The sequence below is a fragment of the Pseudomonas sp. NPDC078700 genome (assembly GCF_044542375.1).
In the GTDB taxonomy this organism is placed as follows: Bacteria; Pseudomonadota; Gammaproteobacteria; order Pseudomonadales; family Pseudomonadaceae; genus Aquipseudomonas.
Genome location: NZ_JBITUI010000001.1, coordinates 190,294 through 212,601 on the forward strand (window position 1 = coordinate 190,294; position 22,308 = coordinate 212,601).

At 52.9% G+C, this 22,308-nt stretch carries 20 protein-coding genes; 9 read left to right on the forward strand and 11 right to left on the reverse strand.

Annotated features, from left to right (window positions below):
• Positions 1-129: 129 nt before the first annotated feature.
• Together ACIGCM_RS00880 and ACIGCM_RS00885 are read right to left on the reverse strand one after the other, a co-directional pair.
• Positions 130-546, reverse strand: coding sequence for an Ohr family peroxiredoxin (locus tag ACIGCM_RS00880; RefSeq protein ID WP_397500167.1), 417 nt, complete (start codon positions 544-546; stop codon positions 130-132).
• A 44-nt stretch (positions 547-590) separates the two neighbouring features.
• Positions 591-980: a hypothetical protein gene (locus tag ACIGCM_RS00885; protein ID WP_397500168.1), complete on the reverse strand. Its 390-nt coding sequence runs from the start codon at positions 978-980 to the stop codon at positions 591-593.
• Between the two features lie 335 nt (positions 981-1,315).
• Between ACIGCM_RS00885 and ACIGCM_RS00890 the strand changes: the two genes are divergently transcribed.
• From ACIGCM_RS00890 to poxB, 5 genes are all read left to right on the forward strand, one after another.
• A complete protein-coding gene (locus ACIGCM_RS00890; protein WP_397500169.1) occupies positions 1,316-2,521 on the forward strand; it encodes a CynX/NimT family MFS transporter in 1,206 nt (401 codons plus the stop codon).
• Between the two features lie 130 nt (positions 2,522-2,651).
• Positions 2,652-3,881, forward strand: a complete 1,230-nt coding sequence (locus ACIGCM_RS00895) for an MFS transporter (RefSeq protein WP_397500170.1) — start codon at positions 2,652-2,654, stop codon at positions 3,879-3,881.
• A gap of 225 nt (positions 3,882-4,106) precedes the next feature.
• Complete coding sequence (locus ACIGCM_RS00900; protein WP_397500171.1) at positions 4,107-4,763, forward strand: cytochrome P460 family protein; 657 nt, start codon at positions 4,107-4,109, stop codon at positions 4,761-4,763.
• 30 nt (positions 4,764-4,793) lie between these two features.
• Entirely contained in the window at positions 4,794-5,177 is a 384-nt protein-coding gene (locus ACIGCM_RS00905) for a Rid family detoxifying hydrolase (RefSeq protein WP_397500172.1), read from the forward strand.
• 64 nt (positions 5,178-5,241) lie between these two features.
• On the forward strand, positions 5,242-6,978 hold the full coding sequence (poxB, locus tag ACIGCM_RS00910) for a ubiquinone-dependent pyruvate dehydrogenase (RefSeq protein ID WP_397500173.1): 1,737 nt from the start codon (positions 5,242-5,244) through the stop codon (positions 6,976-6,978).
• A gap of 321 nt (positions 6,979-7,299) precedes the next feature.
• On the opposite strand, the gene ACIGCM_RS00915 is transcribed toward poxB, so the two are convergent.
• Together ACIGCM_RS00915 and ACIGCM_RS00920 are read right to left on the reverse strand one after the other, a co-directional pair.
• Positions 7,300-7,575: a hypothetical protein gene (locus ACIGCM_RS00915; RefSeq protein WP_397500174.1), complete on the reverse strand. Its 276-nt coding sequence runs from the start codon at positions 7,573-7,575 to the stop codon at positions 7,300-7,302.
• A gap of 49 nt (positions 7,576-7,624) precedes the next feature.
• Positions 7,625-7,888 (reverse strand): DUF2790 domain-containing protein, encoded by a 264-nt coding sequence (locus tag ACIGCM_RS00920; RefSeq protein ID WP_397500175.1) that lies wholly within the window; start codon positions 7,886-7,888, stop codon positions 7,625-7,627.
• 516 nt (positions 7,889-8,404) lie between these two features.
• On the opposite strand from ACIGCM_RS00920, the gene ACIGCM_RS00925 reads away from it, so the two are divergent.
• Positions 8,405-9,454: an ATP-binding protein gene (locus tag ACIGCM_RS00925; protein WP_397500176.1), complete on the forward strand. Its 1,050-nt coding sequence runs from the start codon at positions 8,405-8,407 to the stop codon at positions 9,452-9,454.
• Between the two features lie 115 nt (positions 9,455-9,569).
• Here ACIGCM_RS00925 and ACIGCM_RS00930 read toward each other — a convergent pair whose 3' ends face one another.
• From ACIGCM_RS00930 to ACIGCM_RS00940, 3 genes are all read right to left on the reverse strand, one after another.
• Positions 9,570-10,379, reverse strand: a complete 810-nt coding sequence (locus ACIGCM_RS00930; protein ID WP_397500177.1) for an FkbM family methyltransferase — start codon at positions 10,377-10,379, stop codon at positions 9,570-9,572.
• 44 nt (positions 10,380-10,423) lie between these two features.
• The gene (locus ACIGCM_RS00935) at positions 10,424-11,680 is read right to left on the reverse strand and encodes a condensation domain-containing protein (RefSeq protein ID WP_397500178.1); all 1,257 of its coding nucleotides are present in this window, start codon (positions 11,678-11,680) and stop codon (positions 10,424-10,426) included.
• Positions 11,681-11,872: 192 nt separating this feature from the next.
• Positions 11,873-12,742, reverse strand: a complete 870-nt coding sequence (locus ACIGCM_RS00940; RefSeq protein ID WP_397500179.1) for a helix-turn-helix domain-containing protein — start codon at positions 12,740-12,742, stop codon at positions 11,873-11,875.
• A gap of 716 nt (positions 12,743-13,458) precedes the next feature.
• Here ACIGCM_RS00940 and ACIGCM_RS00945 point away from each other — a divergent pair.
• Positions 13,459-14,223, forward strand: a complete 765-nt coding sequence (locus ACIGCM_RS00945; RefSeq protein ID WP_397500180.1) for an SDR family NAD(P)-dependent oxidoreductase — start codon at positions 13,459-13,461, stop codon at positions 14,221-14,223.
• 158 nt (positions 14,224-14,381) lie between these two features.
• Here the strand turns inward: ACIGCM_RS00945 and ACIGCM_RS00950 are convergent, their stop codons facing one another.
• Entirely contained in the window at positions 14,382-15,815 is a 1,434-nt protein-coding gene (locus tag ACIGCM_RS00950) for an MFS transporter (RefSeq protein ID WP_397500181.1), read from the reverse strand.
• 219 nt (positions 15,816-16,034) lie between these two features.
• Positions 16,035-16,886, reverse strand: a complete 852-nt coding sequence (locus ACIGCM_RS00955; RefSeq protein WP_397500182.1) for a LysR family transcriptional regulator — start codon at positions 16,884-16,886, stop codon at positions 16,035-16,037.
• Between the two features lie 118 nt (positions 16,887-17,004).
• Between ACIGCM_RS00955 and ACIGCM_RS00960 the strand changes: the two genes are divergently transcribed.
• Together ACIGCM_RS00960 and ACIGCM_RS00965 are read left to right on the forward strand one after the other, a co-directional pair.
• Positions 17,005-17,913, forward strand: a complete 909-nt coding sequence (locus tag ACIGCM_RS00960) for an NAD(P)-dependent oxidoreductase (protein WP_397500183.1) — start codon at positions 17,005-17,007, stop codon at positions 17,911-17,913.
• A 44-nt stretch (positions 17,914-17,957) separates the two neighbouring features.
• Entirely contained in the window at positions 17,958-18,296 is a 339-nt protein-coding gene (locus ACIGCM_RS00965) for a chorismate mutase (protein WP_397500184.1), read from the forward strand.
• Positions 18,297-18,531: 235 nt separating this feature from the next.
• Here the strand turns inward: ACIGCM_RS00965 and ACIGCM_RS00970 are convergent, their stop codons facing one another.
• Together ACIGCM_RS00970 and ACIGCM_RS00975 are read right to left on the reverse strand one after the other, a co-directional pair.
• On the reverse strand, positions 18,532-18,867 hold the full coding sequence (locus tag ACIGCM_RS00970; protein WP_397500185.1) for a hypothetical protein: 336 nt from the start codon (positions 18,865-18,867) through the stop codon (positions 18,532-18,534).
• 336 nt (positions 18,868-19,203) lie between these two features.
• Positions 19,204-22,308, reverse strand: a complete 3,105-nt coding sequence (locus tag ACIGCM_RS00975) for a type I restriction endonuclease subunit R (RefSeq protein WP_397500186.1) — start codon at positions 22,306-22,308, stop codon at positions 19,204-19,206.

Below are 22,308 nucleotides of genomic sequence, written 5' to 3' on the forward strand. Positions count from 1 at the left end.
CGCAAGGCACAACTAGGCGCGCATTCATGTGCACCTTTAGATCTGCACATAATTGGTCAAATAGAACGAGAGTACAAGATCCTCGTAACAGAAGATGTCAGGAGGTGCAGTGTTTATGAAAGGAGAGGATTAAACGAGCTTGAGCGTGACGTCGATATTGCCTTGAGTGGCTTTTGAGTATGGACAGTTAAGATAAGCCGCGTTCATCAGTTGCTCAGCAAGATCGAGCTCCAGCTCAGGTAAAAATACGCCCAAACGCGCCTGAAGAAAAAATCCTTGCTCCCCATAGCCAAAGTCAACTTGGGCGTCTACCGAAGTATTCACCGGAAAACCGATCTTGCGGGCGTTACAGGCGTGGCGCAAGGCACCAATGAAACTGGCTGACCAGGCAATGGCGAACAACTGCTCCGGGTTGCTGCCGCTTCCCGGCGCACCCGGTGGGGTTAGTTTTACATGAAGTCGCCCATCGCTGCTTCGCCCTTCGCCCTCACGCCCACCCGTCGTTAGGGTATGACCGGTATAGAGAGTCTGAACGATGTTGTTCATGATAAATCCTTGATCCATAGCAATAACGCTGCACGGCTGCTAACTCAATTCGCCCGTGCAATTTCGCAACGTCTTGATGAAGGGGACCAACTGCCGCTCGCTCGGCTGCGACGACTGGCCAAGTACTCCACAAACTGGCTGTGGGCGATTTCCACCAACCATGCCCGCACCGGACGGTTTGAGTCGTAACTGGAACACTTCCAGCAAAGAGCGACGAACGCCGACTGAATGAGTCCGTCAAGATGCTCATTCTTAGCCCTTCCCGCTTGTACCTGGCCTTCGAAATAAGCACTCAATAAAGGCGACACCGCGACGTATAACGGGTCTGCTGCGTCCTTCCCACGCATAACCACCTCGGCGACTAAAGCACCGAGTTGTTCATTGCTTGGTCGATCGACCCCGAAAACGCAGTTATTGCGATAACAGTCAGTCATGATCAAGTTCCTTGCAGCCTGTAACCCACTGGTTCGTGGAATCTGCTGTCGTGTTGCAATAGTTTTTCTTATAACGAAGTTGAAGGATTAAGGATATGGACGCCTTTAGCCAGTTATGCGCTGTTAGTTCTTGTTAGTTGCTCCTCTCACATGAGCGACTTCACTGCGTACCAAAGTGTGTCTACCCGCCATTGGGATACATAGGCTTTAGCTTGTTCGGCAAACCAGAAACAACCCAGATACGAAACCGAGTTCAACTAGCACCTTGATCTTAATTGCAAGACGAGGTTTAAGCGTCCTGCCTTTGTTCCATTCAACGTTGAAATAGGTCCGCGATGAACGCTCAGCCTCAGAGTTCGACTGGCCACGCTGTTGCTGCCATTACCGGGTTATTGGTTCTCTCAATAGCCTTACGCCCGGCGATAGTTTCAATCGGCCCCGTGTTGCTGCAGATCCAACAAGAGTTTCGGCTCAGCTATGCTCAAGCAGCGCTGCTGACTTCGATTCCAGATGTGTGCATGGCAGTGTTTGCGTTATTAGCCCCGAAAATGGCTAAGCGCTTAGGCGCTGATCAAACGGTTATTGCTGCGCTGGTACTCTTGGGTGTGGCGACCGTATTACGTGCACTGTCGCAGTCCACTTTTTCGTTACTCTTCAGCACTGTTCTTGTCGGTGTAGGCATTGCCATAGGCGGCGCCTTGATTGGGGGTTGGATTAAAACCCACTTTGCCAACCGTGCTTCGTTTTACATGGGTATTTATGCTGCCGGACTCAGTGTCGGAGCCACAGTCGCAGCCGTCAGCACCGAGTCGATTACACATCTTAGTGGTTCATGGCGAATCGGGGCCGGTATCTGGGCGATATTGTGTATGGGTGCGGTTATCAGTTGGTGGTGGCTGGCACGTAAGTTTGCACATCACTCGCAAGCCCCAGCTAACTCTAAACCCGCGACTTTGCCTTGGCATAACGCCCAAGCTTGGCGTGTTGCACTGTACTTCGGCGGCAGCCAATTCATTGTTTACGCTCTGTTTGCCTGGCTGGCACCTGCGGCAACAGAATGGCACACAAGCCCATTAACACCTGGCGCGCTGCTCGGGGTTTTCACTTCAGTGTTTGCCGTGTCTAGCTTCGTTATGGGCGTTATGGCCGGCCCATCAAAAAACAGAACCGGTTGGTTATTCACTGCCAGTGCAATCACCGCTTTGGGTGCAGCCGGGCTCTACTTTGCTGCGCAAATGCCGGTAATTCTCTCCGTGATAGCTATCGCCGTAGGCTTGGGCATGACATTCACGCTGGCGATGACACTGCCATTGGACAACGTACATACAGCGGCTGATGCCAACGCATGGACAGTGTTTATGCTGTTTGTTGGCTACTTAATAGCCGCGCTAGGGCCAATCGCCTTTGGTTATCTGCGAGAGCACTCAAGCGACTATCGCCTATCCTTTGTAATGCTGCTGGTGGTGAGTCTAGCGCTGCTGTGCATGACCCCATTGCTCAAGCCAGATGAAACTCAAGCACCTGAGTTGTATGCCACCTAGCAACAAGGGTAATTAAATGCGCTGACTGTCGATGTGATTACTTACACTGCTCAAAGCCTGTTCACGCACAACGTCGGCGGTCAAGAAACTGCGACATCTACCCCTTCAATCCGGAGTCCCGCAACATCATATGCAACCCATTTGGTACCGTTCCTTAGACAAAGACAATCGCCGCTCCTTCTGGACCGTTTTCTGCGGTTTTAGCGTGGACTCGCTGGATATTCAGCTATATGCCTTTGTGCTCCCGGTGTTACTGACATTTTGGGGGCTCAGCCACTCAGAGGCTGGATTACTAGGGGCGGCAACGCTCGTTTCATCTGCATTAGGCGGCTGGATTGCGGGGATTTTGGCGGACAGGTACGGTCGCCTTAAAGTGTTGAAGCTAACCATTTTGTGGTTTGCGATTTCCACTTGCCTCTGTGGTCTTGCCGCTGATTTTCATCAATTGCTGATAGCACGAATCCTCCAGGGGCTAGGCTTCGGCGGTGAACTTGCAGTGGGGGCGGTGTTTATCGCGGAGGCTGCCGCGGCGCAGTTCCGAGGAAGAATGGTGGGCATGGCCCAAAGCGGTTGGGCCGTAGGCTGGGGATTGGCGGCGATCATCTCGGCAATGACATTAACGCTGCTTCCCACTGAGTTCGGGTGGCGAGTTACCTTCATAGTAGGTGTGCTGCCAGCCATTGTTATATTCATCTACCGCCTGAGACTGAATGAATCCAAGGCATTTATCCGCTCGAGCGGGAAGCCTTCGTGGCGGGCGATACTTTCCGGTCCTTATCTGAAATCAACCATCTTGGGCAGCCTGCTCGCCGCTGGAATGCACAGTGGTTATTGGGCAATTGCAACTTGGTGGCCTGCGATGCTTGAGTCCGAACATGGCCTATCAACCTTAGAGAGCAGGCTGTATCTGGCGGTGTTGGTGATTGGTTCATTCTTCGGTTATGTGGCGGGCTCTTGGCTTGGCGACAAAGTCGGGCGAAAGGCGACCCTGATAGCTTTCGCACTGGCGGGTATTGGGGTCGTACTTCCCTACTCAGGTTTAGCCCTGTTCTCAACAGCGTTATTGCTCATCAGCTTCCCACTTGGCTTTGTGGCTACCGGCATGTTTGGCGTTATCAGCTCTGTGCTAACCGAAATATTCCCAACCGAGTTGCGCGCATCAGGTCTGGGCTTTTGCTATAACTTTGGCCGCGGCTTAGCAGGGTTGGCACCCGCAGCGGTTGGTGCAATGGCAGACAATTTGGGCATTACAGCGGCTATCGTCGCCTATGTAATCTGTGCCTACGGTTTGGTCATGTTGGTGGCCTTGTTTTTACCTGAAACCAAAGGACTGGAACTGAAAAGCCTTTCCGAGCCATGAAATTGAAAGCCTGAGGCTTTACTGTCAGGCGAACCGAGTCAGTGCTAACGACTCCAGCGACATATCTCCCCTCACAAACCTGTACCTGATACAGGTCATGATGCTTTGGTATCGCCCGACACCATAGTGCAATCGATGCGACCTCCTCCCTATGTTTTGATCGAAAACCTCCAGTGCTTGGGACCCTGCTCTTAGCACTTTTGGTTCAATTCAGAGGAATCGTTCATGACTGCAGAACTATATTCGCACCCAGTCGACGCTATAAATTGGCGCAGTAACCTCTGCTCTGCCAACAACCAATCCAAGCCTTCAAATTCCTTGAAAAACCTAAACCGACTGCCTACGGCAATCGCGCTTGCCGCTTGCCTTCTGAGTTCTGGCTTGGCGGCGGCAGCCGAGCCCAACCATCCTTACCCCGCGATAAGTGACGCCTCCGGAAACCTGCACCTACCCTCCAATTACCGCGATACATACCAGTTTCTAGGCACTTGGGCGGTGGCTGCGGATAAGGGCCAGGGTGCAAAACAGATGCATGCCGTATATGCCTCTGCCGGGGCCGCCGCAACGTATAAGAAGCTGGGACATTTCCCCGACGGAACAGTGCTGGTCAAGGAAGTATTCGACACCAGCACTGCGGGCATGACCACCGGAACAGTCAGCCATGCCACTGGGCTCAAAGGCTGGTTTGTAATGGTTAAAGACAGCAAACACGCCTACCCACAGTCGAAACTATGGGGCGATGGTTGGGGCTGGTCATGGTTTGACGCGAGCAATCCTAACGTGACCACCACCAAGGACCATAACGAGTGCCTGGGTTGTCACCAACCGGCACGGTCGAGCGACCTCATCTATGTACAGGGCTATCCAATCCTATCGAAATAACCTCTCATTTTAAGCTAATGGAGCAACGACATGCCTTTCCAAGCCATCCATACCGAACACGCCCCCGCAGCTATCGGCCCCTACAGCCAGGCAATCAAGTGCGGCAAAACCCTGTATTTGTCGGGCCAGCTGCCAATAAACCCGCAGACCCAGAAACCCAGTAATGCCAGTGTGGATGAACAGATTCATCAGGTATTCGCCAATCTGCGCGCAGTGGCCGAAGCCGGGGGTGGAGATCTGGCTCACGTAGCCAAGCTCAACATTTACCTCACCGACCTGGCCGACGCACCGAAGGTCAACCAGATCATGGCCGAATACTTCAGTAAACCCTATCCCGCCCGGGCCGCCGTCGGGATTGCCAGTCTGCCGAATAATTTCTGCATAGAAGCCGAAGCCATTGTGGTGCTGGATTGACTTACACCTAGCAGCGTACCCACAAAGTATTCAGGTCACAGAACCACCATTGAGGAGCTTAATCATGCCCAAGACCGTTGCCGAACAATTCGTGGAAACCTTGGTCACCGCAGGCGTCAAACGCATCTACGGCGTGGTCGGAGACAGCCTCAACGGACTTACTGACGTGGTGCAGCGCCGGGGCGATATTGAGTGGGTGCATGTACGTCATGAAGAAGTCGCGGCTTTCGCTGCCGGCGCAGAAGCCCACCTCACGGGTTCGCTGGCTGTCTGTGCAGGTAGTTGCGGGCCGGGCAATTTGCATCTGGTCAACGGCCTATTCGATGCGCACCGCTCACGCGTACCGGTGCTGGCCATTGCTGCGCAGATTCCATCCGCTGAAATCGGCTCGGGCTATTTTCAGGAGACGCATCCACACACCTATTTCAGTGAATGCAGTCACTACTGCGAACTGATATCCAGCAATGCACAAATGCCACGTACGCTTGAGATCGCTATTCGCGAAGCAATCGGTAAACGTGGTGTCTCGGTTGTTGTCATGCCCGGCGACGTCGCTATGCAAAGAGCTGAGGATGCCCCATTGGCGGATATCGGCAATCTGTTACCGGCATTGCCTAAGGTGACGCCAACGTCGAAATCACTGCAGCAATTGGCCACGTTGCTCAATAGTGGCCGACGTATCACCTTGCTCTGCGGCGCGGGTTGCGCTGGCGCTCACGCGCAAATTCTCGCACTGGCCGAACGCCTGCAAGCACCTGTGGTACATACGCTGCGCGGCAAAGAGTATGTGGCGTATGACAATGCTTATAGTGTCGGGATGACTGGCCTGATCGGAGTGTCCTCCGGTTACTACGCAATGCTTGATTGCGATGTGCTACTGATGCTCGGTACTGACTTCCCCTACCGCCAGTTCTACCCTCACGGCAAAAGCGTGCGTATCGCACAGATCGATATCCGAGTCGAAAACCTTGGTCGGCGCGCTCACCTCGAACTCGGTTTGGTTGGCGATGTGCGCGCCACGGTTGATACTTTACTGCCACTGCTTACTCGCAACCACGACACCACACACCTCAAACGCGCCCGTGAACACCATGATCGCAACGAGCGATCGCTGGCCGAGCAAGCTGCGATCACCCCACGCAGCAGACGCGTTCACCCGCAGCAAATTGTCGACATCCTCAGTGAGTTGGCCAGCGTCGATGCTGTGTTCAGCTGCGATGTGGGTTTGCCTACTGTGTGGGCTGCGCGTCACCTAGCCATGAACGGCCATCGCCGGCTAATGGGCTCGTTCGTGCACGGCTCAATGGCCAACGCGATGGCCCAAGCTATAGGTGCTCAAGCAAGCCACCGTGATCGACAGGTCATCTCGCTGTCCGGCGATGGCGGATTCGCCATGCTTATGGGTGACTTCCTGACCTTGGCCCAGCTCAAGTTGCCAGTGAAGGTGGTGGTGTTTAACAACGGCGCGCTGGGTTTTGTGGAGCTGGAGCAGAAATCTTCTGGCATTCTCAGCGTCGGAACTGACCTCGCTAACCCTGACTTCGCCGCCATGGCCCGCGCCATTGGCATCCATGGGATTCGCCTGGAACACCCGGAGGAAATCCGCGACGGCATAGCCGAAGCACTCGCCCACGACGGACCGGTATTGATTGATGCTGTAGTCAGCCGCACGGAACTGGCAATGCCGCCCACCATTACGACACAGATGGCAAAAGGATTTTCACTGTACATGCTGCGCGCAGTGATGAACGGGCGCGCGGATGAAATTTTGGATCTAGCGAAGGGGAACCTGTGGCGATGAGTAACTATCGCCCATTTTAAGGGAGGCCGATCTCTGCTAATCCTACTCAGCATTCATTATTAAAATGCCTTGAACCAGACGGATTGCCACTGACTGCATAAAACGATCAAGTTGTGCCTGCTCATAGTATTCGCGATTTTGTTACAGGTTTTTGGGTGATGTTTGCTGAGTGCTTAAGAGGCCATTTCAAGACAAATTACGGGCACCTACCCTACACATTTGCTACTGCACTGGCGGGTCAAAAACCACTCCAGGCAATAAATCCGGCTCGTAGGTAACGGAGGCAGCCAGCAAAACATAGCCGCTGCCTCACTCCGACATTCAGACCTGATACATCGAGGCCTTTGCGTGTAGCCAGTCACTTTGCGAGGTATGACTGGAGCCATCTTCCGCAATCATTTGCAGATTTCGGCCTAGAGGTGTGCGACTAAAGCCGTTCTCAGCCAGGTTCTGCAACTCGCCTTTGGCAGCAAGGGGCGCAGACTGCATACAAGCACCTGCATCACAGTGCTGAATCCCGCTGGCAGCATTGGCATGGACGGCTACCCCGGCGAGAGAAATGGCGATTGCAACCAGTAGATTCTTGGCACTTTTCATGGTGTCTTCCTCATCAAATGTTAAATGTGCTTTTAAGGTTGCAGCGAACTCAACCACCCTGGCTGCAGACTTGAGCAAGTTTGCTGTAGTCGAGTACTTGGCTGCGTCCCTGCGAGTCCAAGTAAGTCATGTGGGCATCAACTACCCCGCAGTTCTGAGTTGGCTCTTCAGTCAGAGATACCACCTGGGCGACATCGAGGTGAGTGCCATAACTATAACTTTGCTGAGGCTGCGCAGCATGGGCCATGGCAGGGATCATCCCCAGGCTCAACGTGGTGAAAAGACATGCTGCGCTGATGGCTTTAACGTTCATGGTTCATTCCTCTGGATCAATGGGTAATGGGTTGTCCGAGATGAGTGTTGTCGTCTCAGTGGTACCCATTTAATGCCCGCGAGGTATCCGGGATGTGTCCAGCAAGGTGGGTTATCAAATCCCTACGTATCCCCACTCCGCTCAGATACAGAGGCTTACATTTTTAGACAAACACTCCGAAATAGATGCTTGGCAGCCGCGCACCTCGACACGACCAAGCCGCCCCAGTACGCCTCCAATCAAGACGCCCAGCTAAAGACGCAACGCAAAACGCGCCAAATTACTCAACTCGACATGATCAACACCGAGGTGCGAATCGACACCAATGTGCAATGTTTTCGACCGCTGCAATCTGCTGATATGAGTGGTGTGGAAAAGCCGCACGTGGGCCATGCCAATCAGATGTTCATACCCTCGCGCCACTGAAGCAGCACGAACGAACAAGCACCGCCAACACCGCACACTTTTAACCAGAACAGGCGGCTGGTTGCAGTGACCGTGAACAGGAGCAGCACCATGAACCGCTTTGAACACACAGGACTAACGCACAGGAAAACTTCAAACGGGGATAAGTCACTGGAGATAGGTGGCGTTCGTTCACTGAATTTTCGATTGTTCAGCCTTTTCTCAATCAGCCTGGTCGTCGGCCACGGCCTTTTGTGGGAAGTCCATGAGAACCTCAATAGATTCGAGCTACATGGCTCAAGCCCGTCTTTAGTTCTCGGCCTGCTGATCAGCATTTTGCTGATAATTGGATGCGCTTGGCTAACGATCCGAATAGGCACGCAGCCGCTGCGCACTATTACCGATGCGCTGCAAGCACTGGACCCTGCAAACCCGAATTACAGGGTGGAAAAAGGAACGGCCGAAATGGTTGAGGTCATAACCGCATTCAATGCCATGCAAAAGCGTGTCGCCGAGTACATGCAGCAACGGGTCCAAGTGCTTGGCTCTATCTCTCATGACTTACAAGCCCCTATCACGCGCATGAGGCTCCGAGCAGAATGCATGGATGACTCGGTTTATCGCACAAAACTGTGCAAAGACTTATCGGAGGTCGAACACCTGGTACGAGAAGGTATCGACTATGCCCGCAGTGTTCATCTCATCGAGGAAAGCAACTGTTGCATCGACGTAGATGCGTTTATTGGAAGTATTATTTTTGACTACCAAGACACGGCACAGCGTGTGTACCTCGCAGGCACCAGTGAGGCGTTGGTCGATGCAAAGCCCATCGCGTTGCGCAGGGTCCTAACTAACCTCATAGACAATTCCTTGAAATATGCCGGGGCAGCCGCCGTCACGGTAGCGGTTACGCAAGATTCGATGCTTTCGATCAAAGTCCAAGACCGGGGCCCCGGGATTGCAGAGCAGGAATTGGCTGAAGTGCTTAAACCCTTTTATCGGGCCGAAGACAATGGCAACAAGCGCATAAGGGGCAATGGTTTGGGCTTGGCTATAGCGCAACAGTTGATGAGCAACATGGGTGGCTCAATCAAACTATGCAACCGTCAGGGTGGTGGGCTATGTGTTGAGTTGCGGCTGCAGTGTCGCACTGAAGCGTAATAATGCTCTAAATTACCCTCAACGTGGTCTCGAAACAACTAAGGTTCTTGTGTCCCGAGACCGTTCTGGTGTGCTCGCAAAACACATTATCTTCAGATCGGTAATTTTGCGACGACTAGGACGTTCTAAGAAATACGAACGTGTGCCCACCGAAGTCGACCAACGAAAATCCAGCCCGTATTATGTTCGAGATTACCTTGGCAGACTCCGTAGTCCCGATTGATGGTGTATGCACCTCTATCAGTAACATGCTGATTGCTGCCAAACACGACGTCTGCGCGAATAACACCATCTCATAACCCTCTATATCTACACACAAGGTATCAGCACCGGTTTCAGCAATTAACTCGACCAACCGCCGCGCCTTGACTTGTTTTGGCGCTGCACCATGCTCGCGATACAAGCTGCTCCACCAATAATCCTTGCCGATATGCAAGGTAACGCATTCGCCGAACTCATCGTCAGCAACCACGGCGGCATTAATCAGATTCAATCGCTCCCCATTAGCAGCAAACGTGCGTTCGATCCAAGGATGCAACGCGCTATTAGGTTCGCAGACGTTGACAACGTTACCGCTCATTCGCCCAAGAAGGCTTCCGGTCAAACCGACGCCTCCACCAAGCTCCAATACTCGACTTCCGGGCTTGATATAGCGCCGGATTAGCTGCATATCGTGTTCTTCGTAATCTCCCACAAGAAAGTAATAAAGTATATTGGCCGGGAATGACCTATCTACCGGCAATACAAGTCCAGTTGTCGGACCGTCATAAAGCTCAAGTCCTGGCAGTGCGGCAATCTCCTCCGCCAACAGGGCTTGACGCTCTGTATCTAGACCGCTGTCTACCGGAAAACTCAATAATCCGCGTTGGTTGATCTCACGCTGTTTAGCACTGCAATACGCACCCAAACGGTTGCTGTAGCGCATAATGGTTACCTTGCTGTTGTAAAGTGGTACGGAGCGTAAGACCGTCAGTTGCAGGCGTAGGTGTTGACCTCACATGCGGCCATGAGGATCAATCGTGCCCGGCCGAGCAAGTCCGCGACGGGCGTATAGCTGGAGCACACTAAATGCAAGGCGCCATTGACCGTAAGTGCCGCTATGTTTTGCTCGCCCTCCATACCCATGAAAGTAGATGGGCCCCACATCGACTCCAAGTGCAAGCCACCCACCTGCGAAGCGAATGACAACTCCCCTAGGTTGGAAACCATCATGTCGATCGAACCGGCGCTTAATAGAAATTCAGTTGCAGCAGCTGCGTCTGATCGATCACCAAACAGCGACCTTAATCCTGCGGCAAATTTTGTGACTGTTTCAACGGATCGAGCCGCTCCTACTTCAGCCGATAGACTTCTCGCCAATTCCCAAAAGGTAATGTGCTCACGATCCTCGATCCGGCTCTCGGCCGATACGATTGATAATGCGCATTCATCAGTGCGTCCCAGCAATCCCCTGACGTTGACTGGGGACTTGATCCGCACGGGGCGGTTTGTCCAAGCTGCCCCAAGCTGGTCTCCAGCTTTTACCAAGGCAACTATCAGCGCGCCGTGCAACGTCGCATCTGCTTGCCGTGCTCGCAATCGCAGAGTCTCGCTGGAGCTGACGTCCATGCGAAGACTCTGTACCGATGGGGTTTTAGAGTTCCGATCAAGCAGTTGCGCTCTGACAGGTCTTTGCGGATTACCTTGGTTTCTTGGTACCGACTCCGGGAATACCACCAACTCCTCCTGAGCTAGCGGGATCGGGTACTCGAGCATTTTCACGCCGGTCATGGCCTGCATCAAGTCGCGCACTATAAACGCTAACGCTAGGCCATCAGCAATGGCATGGTGTGCACTGAGAATCAGGACAACGCCTTGCTCGGAATGAAGTAACGTAGCCCTAAGCAGTATCTCGGAAGATGCGCAGAAAGGCGTAGACAGTTCACTAGAGACCAGATCCGCCCAATGATTCTGGGTCGTGCTAATCACTTTGAGCGCTATTTGCGCGTTAATCATTTTTTTGAAATAAGGTTGGCTCTCAGTATTAACTGCAATGCCGACCTGAAGCAGAGGATGGCGACTTTGAACAGCATCCAACGCCTTGCGCCAATCGGTAACACGGGTTTCTCCTGATATCTGCGCCACAATCGTAAAATGCTTGGCGCTTTGCTGATCACTTGACCAAAAAAAGCGCTCGAAAGGCCCGAGGTATCGAACTGGAAGCTCATGTGCGACAGGGCTGCTCATATTCCTGGTCTCGACTAAAAGTTGGGAAGACGAGGCGCAACAATCAATTAACCGCGTGAGCTAAATACCAAAGCACAGGAGCGAATTGACCGTATTCAAAAACAGCTTTTAAGAGCCGTCCTGCCTCCACAACCACCCTAACACCGTGATTTAAGCGCGCTTTCATAAACGTCTCAGGTTGACTGATACGTGCTATTTGATTCGACGGAAATCCTTTGGCGAAATGCCGAAGCGGGCTTGAAAGGCTCGCGTCATGTGCGAGTGGCTAGAAAAACCGGTCGCGTTCGCGATCTCAGCCAGATTTGAACGACTATTCAGTAGCTCATGACGAACACGCTCCAGCCGGACTTCCAGCAAGTAGGCATGAGGAGATCGGCCAGTTGCGGCACCGAACATTCGAATGAAGTGCGCCCGACTGTACCCGCTCTCAATCGCCATGTCGGCTAGACTCAAGTCCTCGCTGTATTCGCTGCCAATTTTGTCCAGAACACGGTGCAAAAGGTGTGTGGGCAGCGCCGTTTGCTTGCGTGTGCGAACGCCCTTCTGGCTAGCAACCAAAACAAAACGTGCGATGATCGCCAAAGCGATAGACTCGCCATACAATCGGCCGGATGCCCCACCCTCGAGGACTTCCTGCGCGGCGAGCTGAACCAGATAAGTAAGTGGTTTATCGGCTATCCCTAGGTGTTCGTGAAAGCTAATACTATTACCCCACTCTGAGTCCTGCGTAACCTGATCAGTCACCTGCGGGTCGATCACAAACGCTACCACATCATAGGCAGAGCGAGCATGAACCGCCGGCAAGATGCCCGCTGCGCCCAATGACAGCGTGCCAGGCTGTTTGATTACACGGGTAAAACGATTGTTTCGATATGCGCGCTCCGCCACGGTCGGCTGACCACACCACAAAAGACCGTAGTGCTGATCAAGTGTCTCCTCGACACGAAAGTGCGGTGCGGCAAATCGCCGTTCCAGAGTCAGCCCTTCCCATCCCAACTCGATACTAGATTTCCCACTCAGAGAAGAGCCACGGATCAAAACATCGATGTTCGAGTCTTGCATGTTTCCCCTTCACAGAAATAACAACACCTGTCAGAACACGCCGACTGATGTAGCCGATGCGAATAGCAATGGCCTCAGTATCGATTCAAGTGCATATGTGCCTTGCGGCCATTTGAACCTCAGGAGTGGGAGCTGATGCCAACCGTTGGGCTAAGTTGAGCGCTTGGGTGTATCTGAGATGTGTGCATGATCCCCGTATAATAATTTTTTTCGTATCAGCGTGCGGTTCTTATACAAACGGATACAAAGGCCTTCCAAGTTGATGGTTTTAGACTAAATCGCCCGAGGTTTTGTAAACGCCTAAATGAGTGTCCGGTTTCATTAGATCACTACAATTAGCCCCCTACACACACATGGCATGCACATGAGAAACCCAATGCACGAACATTGGGTTATTCATTTATTTATAGGGAGGCACGCCTTGATTTGAACACTTGCACCATAGAGTTTCACTGCCCTGCATGCATTTCACTGGAGCTAAAAAAACCACAGCAGTATCACCTTTCAGGCCGTCGAACTCGCACGACAAACTTTCCGCAAACTACTTCAGTCTTCAATCCAAAGCTCCCTGTACGCCCCTCACAGAAATGCACAGGCAACGTGCAGTGTTGGCAGTGGCATCGCCATTCTGAGCCTCCCACACTAAGTCATAGGCATCAGCCAGCGCCTAGTCGCTGCGTTTACGTCTTCCCACTGACTTACTGAGGAGTTGCATCATGTCGGATAAATTTACTAACCAGGTCGCTGTGGTTACTGGCGCTTCGACCGGAATAGGCTTTGCCATCGCCAAGGCGCTGATTGCTGCCGGGGCAAAGCGTGTGTACCTGACTGGCCGATCAGCCTCAACATTGAATGCGGCAGTCAGCGCCTTGGGCGATAAGGCTGTAGCGGTGGTATCCGATGTCGCCAATCAATCTGAGCTTGATGCATTAAAGGCTTTGATTGAGCAGCAGGATAACCAGTTGGACGCGGTATTTGCCAACGCCGGGATATGCGAGAAAAATCAATTTGGCGAAACCCCTGAGGCCGCCTACTTCAAAATGTTCGACATCAACGTTAAAGGGGTGTTTTTCAGTGTTCAGACCCTGCTGCCGTTGATGAAGGATGGCGGGTCAATCGTTTTGACAGCCTCAATCTGTTCAAGTAATGGCATGGAAGGTTTAAGCCTCTACAACGCGTCAAAAGCAGCGGTTCGCTCGTTTGCCCGCACTTGGGCGAATGATCTTAAGGGTCGAAAAATCCGCGTTAATGCATTGAGCCCAGGCTTCACCAGAACCCCGTTGATGGATAACAGCCTGAAGATGGACGAAAACCAGATTCAGGTGCTTAGAAACCACGTCGAACAAATCACACCCTTGGGCTATATGGCCGAACCTGAAGAAATCGCCACTGCCGCGCTTTTCCTCGCATCGTCCGACGCAAAATATGTCAATGGTGTTGAGCTTATGGTCGACGGTGGCTTGTCGCAGGTGGCAGGCTAGACGCATTACGGCAATGAATTATCCACTCAGTACATTGACTGCTGAGTGTGAAACAAGGGCACTCGGCAATCACTCGCAAAAGCGGGTGGTTGCCGTGAATATGGACAAGTCAAAACGCGCCATAAGTGCCCAGCGTTTAGGCGCTAGGTTTTGCAAACTCAGCGCCCATTTTTTGCACGAGGCGACGAAGCATATACCGCGAGCAGGGCTGCAATAATCAGTGATAGTGCAATGCACAGCATCGTCACACTCAATGCAGCGGCTAACGAAGCAGGACTATGCTCAGGGTCCGCCAAGCCAAAGAAAAACCCACCCAGAATAGCAATACCCAGGGCGCAGCTAATCTGCAATGCAGAGCCAACCACACCTGAAATCATCCCTGAACCGCCAGGCGGTGCGCGATCTATAAGCGAGCGCACAAGTGTGGGCAACGCCCATCCCTGACCGAATCCGATTAATCCTAAAGCAACAACTATGACCCCAAGCTCAGGGGTCACGCCTGGCGGTGTCTGGGCTATGCAGATGCTCAGCAACAGGCAACCAATAACCTCCAACATCATCCCCATCGCCGGGACAAAGCGTCCGAATAATTTTATGGCAAGCGGCGTGGTTAGCGGGCCAATAAAAAAACCAACGCCGCAGGGTATGAACATCAGGCCTGCCACTAATGCACTGAGACCTAACGCATCCTGTAGGTACACCGAGAAGGTGAGAAAGAAAGCGGATATGACATAAAAGAACAGAACACCCAACAAACCCACCAGCAAACCTGGGGACTGGCTCAGTTCAGGACTGATAAGCGGCATGCCCCCGCAAGCCGCCAAGGCCACTTCGTAGCGCCAGAAGCTGATAGCTACAAACGGTGAGGCAATCAACATCAGCCATATCCACCAAGGCCATCCCATTTCCCGCCCTTCGACTAATGGCACCACCAACAAACCAAGTGCGAGCGCGCAGAGCACCACGCCTAACTTATCCAGTGGAAATGGATTCTTGCCCCGTGTATCGGGGAGAAAAGGTATCCCTACTATTAAAACAGCGACTACAACCGGAAGGTTGATCAGGAAAATCACACGCCACGCCAAATGAAAGATATCCGCGGCGATCAACACGCCACCGATCGCCTGGGCAGTCGTCGCGGCAAGGCCAATCGTTGCACCGTAGACGCCTAAGGCCCGTGATCTTTCATGCACAGGAAACAGTGTGTCTATTGAGGCAATGCACTGTGGCGCCATGGCTGCCGCGCTCAAACCTTGCAGCACGCGCCCGACGATCAGCATCAAAGGTGATGAAGCAAGGCCACATATCGCTGAAGATGCACCGAAGCCTGCAATCCCCAGCAAAAATACATTGCGCTGGCCATAGAGATCGCCCAGACGCCCACCCGTGATCAGAAACACGGCATACGCGACCGCATAGGCAGATATCACCAGCTCAACCTCGGCAGTCGTAATTCTCAGGTCGCTTCGAATAGAGGGCAACGCCAGGTTAACAATGAAAAAATCCAGGGGTGGAAGAAATGCCCCAACGAGCAGCACAGCAAAAGCAACCCACCTGTGGGCGGTGGGCTTGATCGCTAACGAGTCTTTCATGGTCATATCCATAGTTCCTAAGGCCCGGCGTATAGAGCCGGGACGATTTCACTTGAGTGAATTCTGGAACGTTGGGATGTGGCTGAGCACTGCCATTGCTGCAGACGTCCCGTTCATTTTTGTACGGGCTGAGCAGTGATTCTGGCTAGCGTCTCGGGTTTTATTCTGCGCGGGGCTGGGGCCCCCGCTTATAGGCGGTGTTGTCCATCCTGAATGAAATCAATCCGACCCAATCATATCGGCCGCAAGATCGGCAAGCGCACGCAATCTATCCATTTGCCGCATATCCTGGTGATAGCCCATCCATATATCTCGACCGGGTGGCGGCTCTCCTGCGTCAAGCAGCCTGAGCGCCGGTAACTGGTCGCCAAGCGCACGCGGCAGCACGGCGACACCAAGTCCTTTCGCACACATTTGCGCCTGAACTGTTCGGCTACTGCTGGTAAATACCGTCCGGGCCAGCGGATACAACTGCTGAAGCCAGATCACGTCGGGATAATGGGCTTGGGCTATGTTCATGGTGATCAAGCCAAGCCCCTCGCCATTTGCCTGTGGCGAGGGGATTTCAACCCCGGCGTAGAGTCCGTAGCTCATGGTAGTTAGCCGACGCTGAACGATGTCAGGCTCGGTAAAAGGCACAATCCGAAAGGCAATGTCGGCGTCCCTACGGGAAAGGTCAAATAGCCTATGTCCCGCTATCACTTCAGGGACAATCAAAGGATAGCGTCGTGTCAGTTCACTCAGCACCGGGGATAACACATAACTGGCGAACCAATCTGCTGATGAGATTCGCAGTACCCCTTCGGGCTGGTCATTATCACCGGCCAGACGGCGCTCGATGGCCAGCGCACTGCGCTCCATCTCCTCAGCCAGACCGAGAATCCTCTCTCCACTGTCCGTCAGTATCAGGCCCTGTGCAGTACGACGGAAAAACACCTGGCCGCTGACTTGCTCAAGCACATGTAAGCGTCTACCGACCGTGGGGTGGCTTACGCCCAGGTGTTTCGCCGCAGCGCCCAATGAGCCGCAGCGGGCAATCGCCAGAAAGACACGCATGTCGCCCCAGTCCATGACTCACCCCAAACAAAAATGAACAACAAGGTTGCAGCAATGACACTCCTGTAGCAATCCCCTGCCGCGCAAACTAAGCCCCTGCACCCTCGCCCACCCATCAAAACGGGAACAAATGATGAACATTGGATTTATCGGCACTGGAAGCATGGGGCGGGCCATCATCCCTGTGCTCATAAAGGCCGGCCATCGCGTCGCGGTGTGGAATCGAAGTCCCGATGCATTGACCGGGTTAACAGGGGTGCCTGTGCTCGACTCTCCTGCCGCCGCGTTTCAACAAGACGTAGTCATCAGCATGCTTGCAGATGACCGCGCCGTAGATGAAGTGCTGCTTTCCTCCAAGGCCGTCGAGGGTGCGCGAACGGACTGTGTTCATGTTGTGATGTCGACGCTTTCGCCTAGCCTGATTATGCAGTTGCAAAAGCACCACCATGAGCTAGGAATCCCATTGGTTGCGGCCCCGGTTTTTGGTGTGCCTGCAGTGGCCGCCAGAGTCGAAATGAATATCTTGGTAGCCGGGCCGGCTGAAGCAATCTCAAGGGTTCAGCCACTCTTTGACGTGTTAGGCAAAAGGACCTGGCGGCTAGGTGATAAACCCGTACAGGCCTGTATCGCAAAGATTGCAGGCAACATGATGATCACCCAAGCCATCCAATCGCTCGCCGAAGCCAGTGGGCTTGCCGAATGCTATGGGTTGAGCCCAGAGACATTTATAGAAGTCGTGACCCAAACACTGTTCGCCTGCCCCAGCTACCAACGCTACGGGCAGCACATTGTGAACGGCACCTATGTGCCGGGGTTCAAGCTTTCTCTGGGGCTAAAGGACATAAATCTGGCGATTGATGCTGCCACTGCTACCGACATGCCAGTACCAGCGGCTGAAGTCGTGCGATCAAAGATGCGCGCCGCAGTAGATCAAGGCCTGGGTAAAGAGGATTGGTCGGCGTTCGCCACCCTGACGACAAAGCCCCGGCCAACAAGACACCTCTTCCCTCTTAACCCAATACCCACGAAGGGATCATCGTGATAGCACTGATGAACGAGTAGAACTGCTTGTAACGAGGATATTTAATGAAAACGATCGATATCAACACTCAGCTTTCAGCCTTTCGCCACTCAATCGACAACATCGATGCAGCGCTTATTCATATGCTCGCTGAACGCTTTCACTGTACTGATCAGGTCGGTGCTCTGAAGGCCGAGCATCATTTACCTGCGGTCGATAAGGATAGAGAGCAACACCAGTACGATCGACTCACAAAACTTGCTGAGGATGCCAATCTCGATCCAGCTTTCGTCGAGGGATTGATGCAATTCATCATCAGTGAGGTGGTACAGCGGCACAAACGAATCGCCTTTGCCCATGAAGCCGAAAACTCATTGCACGCACCGACAATGAGCGATTCGTAGTGGAATAACACAACGTTCTCCAGTCACTGCACACAGGCAATAATTGCTGAGCCTCATCCCAGGCTGAGGTTGTCAGCATACCCTTGGGCCTCCCAGCCTATGCATTGCGCTTCTGAGGAAGACTATGAGCCCCAGCAATTAAACCCAGATTCACCCTTCCTAAATGCCTGGCGCTATCTCGGGTGCACAGTAACTGCAATACGAAGGTTATTCCCAAATGGATGACCTAGCTCAATCACTGGGCAGTTTTGAGCTTGATGACATCGCCGGAAATATTAGTGGTGTAACCACTCAGAACCCATGCCCAGAACCAGTTTTCCTGAACTTGGGTGTTGATCATCGCGTCACCGCCCTTGGCCCTAATCGCTGCATTCTGGGCGCGGACAAATCGATCGTTTTGGCGGATGGGAATGAAACCGAACAACATGATTCCAGTAGCACTCGCTTCACTGTGACCCAAGACGGTGTACTGGCTGCTGTCATATTGTTGTGACTTCATTGGGGTACCAGTACATCCTGCCAGCACCAATCCAAAAACTACCCAGGCTACAAACTTACTAAGATGATTCACTGTAAAACTCCATGGCTACACCCGAGATCCAGTTCTCGGGCGCGACACTCTAACCATGCAGCCCCAAGTTTTAAACCAACCATCGTAGAGTTTGTGGACTGGTTATGATGCTTGGTCCTGCCAACTCAAGATTTGCTTCCGCGCCGCCATGACTTCTAACCTGTTCATGTGCCCCAAATCCCTATTCTTATTTCAACGAAGCTGCATACGTTTGCATCAGTTGGCCAGCGTATTAATGCTGCCGTGATCTGCAGAAACAGTCGCTTGATCAACCAGTGCACCTCGTGAACTGACTGCGGCTTTTGCAGTTAGGACGGAATGCGTGCAAGTCATCTGTTACATCCATGCCTCACACAGTGTCTCAGCCTGCGCCAAGATCATTTGCGTCGCATCCTCCTGCTGGTCCGGCGGGTATTTGTATTTACGCAGAATGCGCTTAACCATCAACCGTAACTTGGCACGCACGCTGTCGCGACTGCTCCAGTCAACGGATACATTCTGGCGAAGGTTGTCAGTTAATTCATGGGCGATCTTGGCGAGTATCTCATCGCCCAGCTCTCGCACCGATGCCTCGTTATTAGCCAAGGCATCATAAAACGCCAGCTCATCATCATTCAGCCCGAGGGTTTCGCCACGCTTGCTGGCTGCAGCAAACTTTTTGGCCATCTCGATTAGCTCTTCGATCACCTGAGCAGTTTCGATAGAACGGTTCTGGTAACGCTTGATCACGCTATCCAGCAGCTCAGAAAACTTCTTCTCTTGAGCCAGATTGCTGGAAAACTTGCTCTTGATCTCCCCTTCCAGCAGACGCTCAAGCAGCTCTACTGCTAAGTTCTTCTCCGGCAGGTTGCGCACTTCACTTAAGAAGTCATCATCCAATAACCCGATATTAGGTTTGTCCAAACCTACGGCTTGGAACACATCAACGACTTCACCCGAAACCACGGCATTACCGATAATCTGACGTATAGCCAGCTCGCGCTCTTCATCTGTCTTTTTTTGCGCGCTGACTTCACGCTTGATCAGCATCACCTTGATTGCCTGGAAGAAAGCAACTTCTTCACGCACGGCCTTAGCTTCATCCAAGGTGCAGCAGAGGGTGAAGGCTTTGGTCATGGCGAGGGCATTGTCGGCAAAGCGCTTTTTACCGTCTTTTTCACCCAGTACATGGTTCGCAGCGCCAGCCAGTAAACGATGTCCACCCTTGAGGTAACCGCTGTAATCAAAGCCATGCAGCAGACTGCGCAGCACATCGAGCTTCTCCTCCAGCACCGAATAGGCCTCATGGGCATCGACAGTGGGACGCCCCCGGCCTTTGCTCGCGGTGTACTCCTTGAGCGCAGCTTTCAATTCGTTGGCGATGCCAATGTAATCAACAACCAGACCGCCTTGCTTATCCTTGAACACGCGATTTACACGCGCGATAGCTTGCATCAGGTTATGGCCCTTCATCGGCTTGTCTACATACAAGGTGTGTACGCATGGCGCGTCGAATCCCGTCAGCCACATGTCACGCACAATCACCAGCTTGAGCGGATCAGCCGGGTCTTTGAAGCGCTTTTCTAGGCGTTTTTTTACCTGATTTGGGTAAATGTGCGGGCGCAGCAACGCTTTGTCCGAGGCACTCCCCGTCATGACGATTTTGATTGCACCCTTCTCTGGGTCTTCGTCATGCCACTCAGGACGAAGAGCAATAATTTCGTTGTATAAGTGCACACAAATCTCGCGGCTCATGGCAACCACCATGGCTTTGCCGCTTTGTGCTTGGCTGCGTTCTTCAAAGTGCTTGATCAGGTCTGCCGCCACACTCCGAATACGCGGCTCGGCACCCACCACTTTTTCCAGTGCCGCCCAACGACTTTTCAGCCTCGATTGCTGATCTTCTTCCTCGTCTTCAGCCAGCTCATCGACCTCTTCGTCGATATGCGCCAGCTCACTGTCTTTGAGTGACAACTTAGCCAATCGCGACTCGTAGTAGATGGCTACGGTAGCGCCATCTTCCTTAGCCTGCTGCATGTCATAAACATGGATGTAGTCGCCAAATACCGAGCGCGTATCACGATCTTCGCTGGACACCGGCGTGCCGGTAAAGGCTACAAAAGTGGCATTGGGCAAAGCATCCCGCAAATGCTGGGCATAGCCCACTTGATATCGCGCACTGGTCTCCGCGGCCTGCAATGTCGAAGGCGCTTTCAGTTCAGCGGAAAAACCGTACTGCGTGCGGTGCGCTTCGTCAGCGATCACCACAATGTTCGAACGATCCGACAGTACCGGGAAGCTGTCTTCGTCCTCGCCCGGCATGAATTTTTGAATGGTCGCGAAGACGATACCTCCGCTCGGCCGATTAGCCAGTTTGGCGCGCAGATCGCCTCGGGTTTCCACCTGTACTGGCTGTTCACGTAACAAGTCTTGCGACAGCGAGAAGACGCCAAACAACTGACCATCCAGATCGTTGCGATCGGTGATGACCACGATAGTTGGGTTTTCCATCGCGGCGTCCTGCATGACCCGTGCTGCGAAGCAAGTCATGGTGATACTTTTACCCGAACCTTGTGTGTGCCAAACCACCCCGCCCTTATGCGTACCACCGGGACGGGATGCCTTGACCACCTGGGCAATCGCTGCACGCACCGCATGAAACTGATGATAACCGGCAATTTTCTTAACCAATCTGCCGTCATCTTCAAACAGTACAAAATAACGCAGGTAATCGAGCAGAAGTTCCGGAGCCAGGGCTCCGCGCACCATGGTTTCCAGCTCGTTAAATTCACCCAAAGGGTCGAGTGTTACCCCGTCGATGGTACGCCAATTCATGAAGCGCTCAGAATCGGCAGACAGCGACCCCATGCGCGCCTCACTGCCATCGGAGATCAACAGAATCTGGTTGTATTGGAATACATCAGGAATCTGCTCTTTATAGGTCTGGATTTGGTCAAAGGCTTTCCAGATATCAGCATGTAGATCAGCCGAGTTTTTCAGCTCCAGCAACACCAGCGGCAAACCGTTCACGAACAAGATGATGTCCGGACGTCGAGTATGTTTCGGACCCTGAATGCTGAACTGATTAATCGCCGCCCAATCATTACCTGCTACATTGGTCCAATCGATCAGCCGCACAAAGTCGCCACGGGTTTCACCGTCCAACTGATACTGCACCGGCACACCACCGCAAAGCAGGCGATGGAACAAACGGTTAGCCGACAACTGCACTGGCACGCCCAGTTCGATTACCTGCTTGAGTGCATCCTCACGCGCGGCCAGCGGCACCTTGGGGTTGAGCTTGGCAATGGCACTGCGCAAGCGATCGACTAATACAACCTGACGATAATTATCGCGCTCTGAGTGGTCACCATCAGGCCCAATATCGGGTCCAAACACATGGCGATAACCCAGCTCAGCGAGCCAGCCGAGTGTTTCCCTTTCAAGCTGATCTTCGGTCAT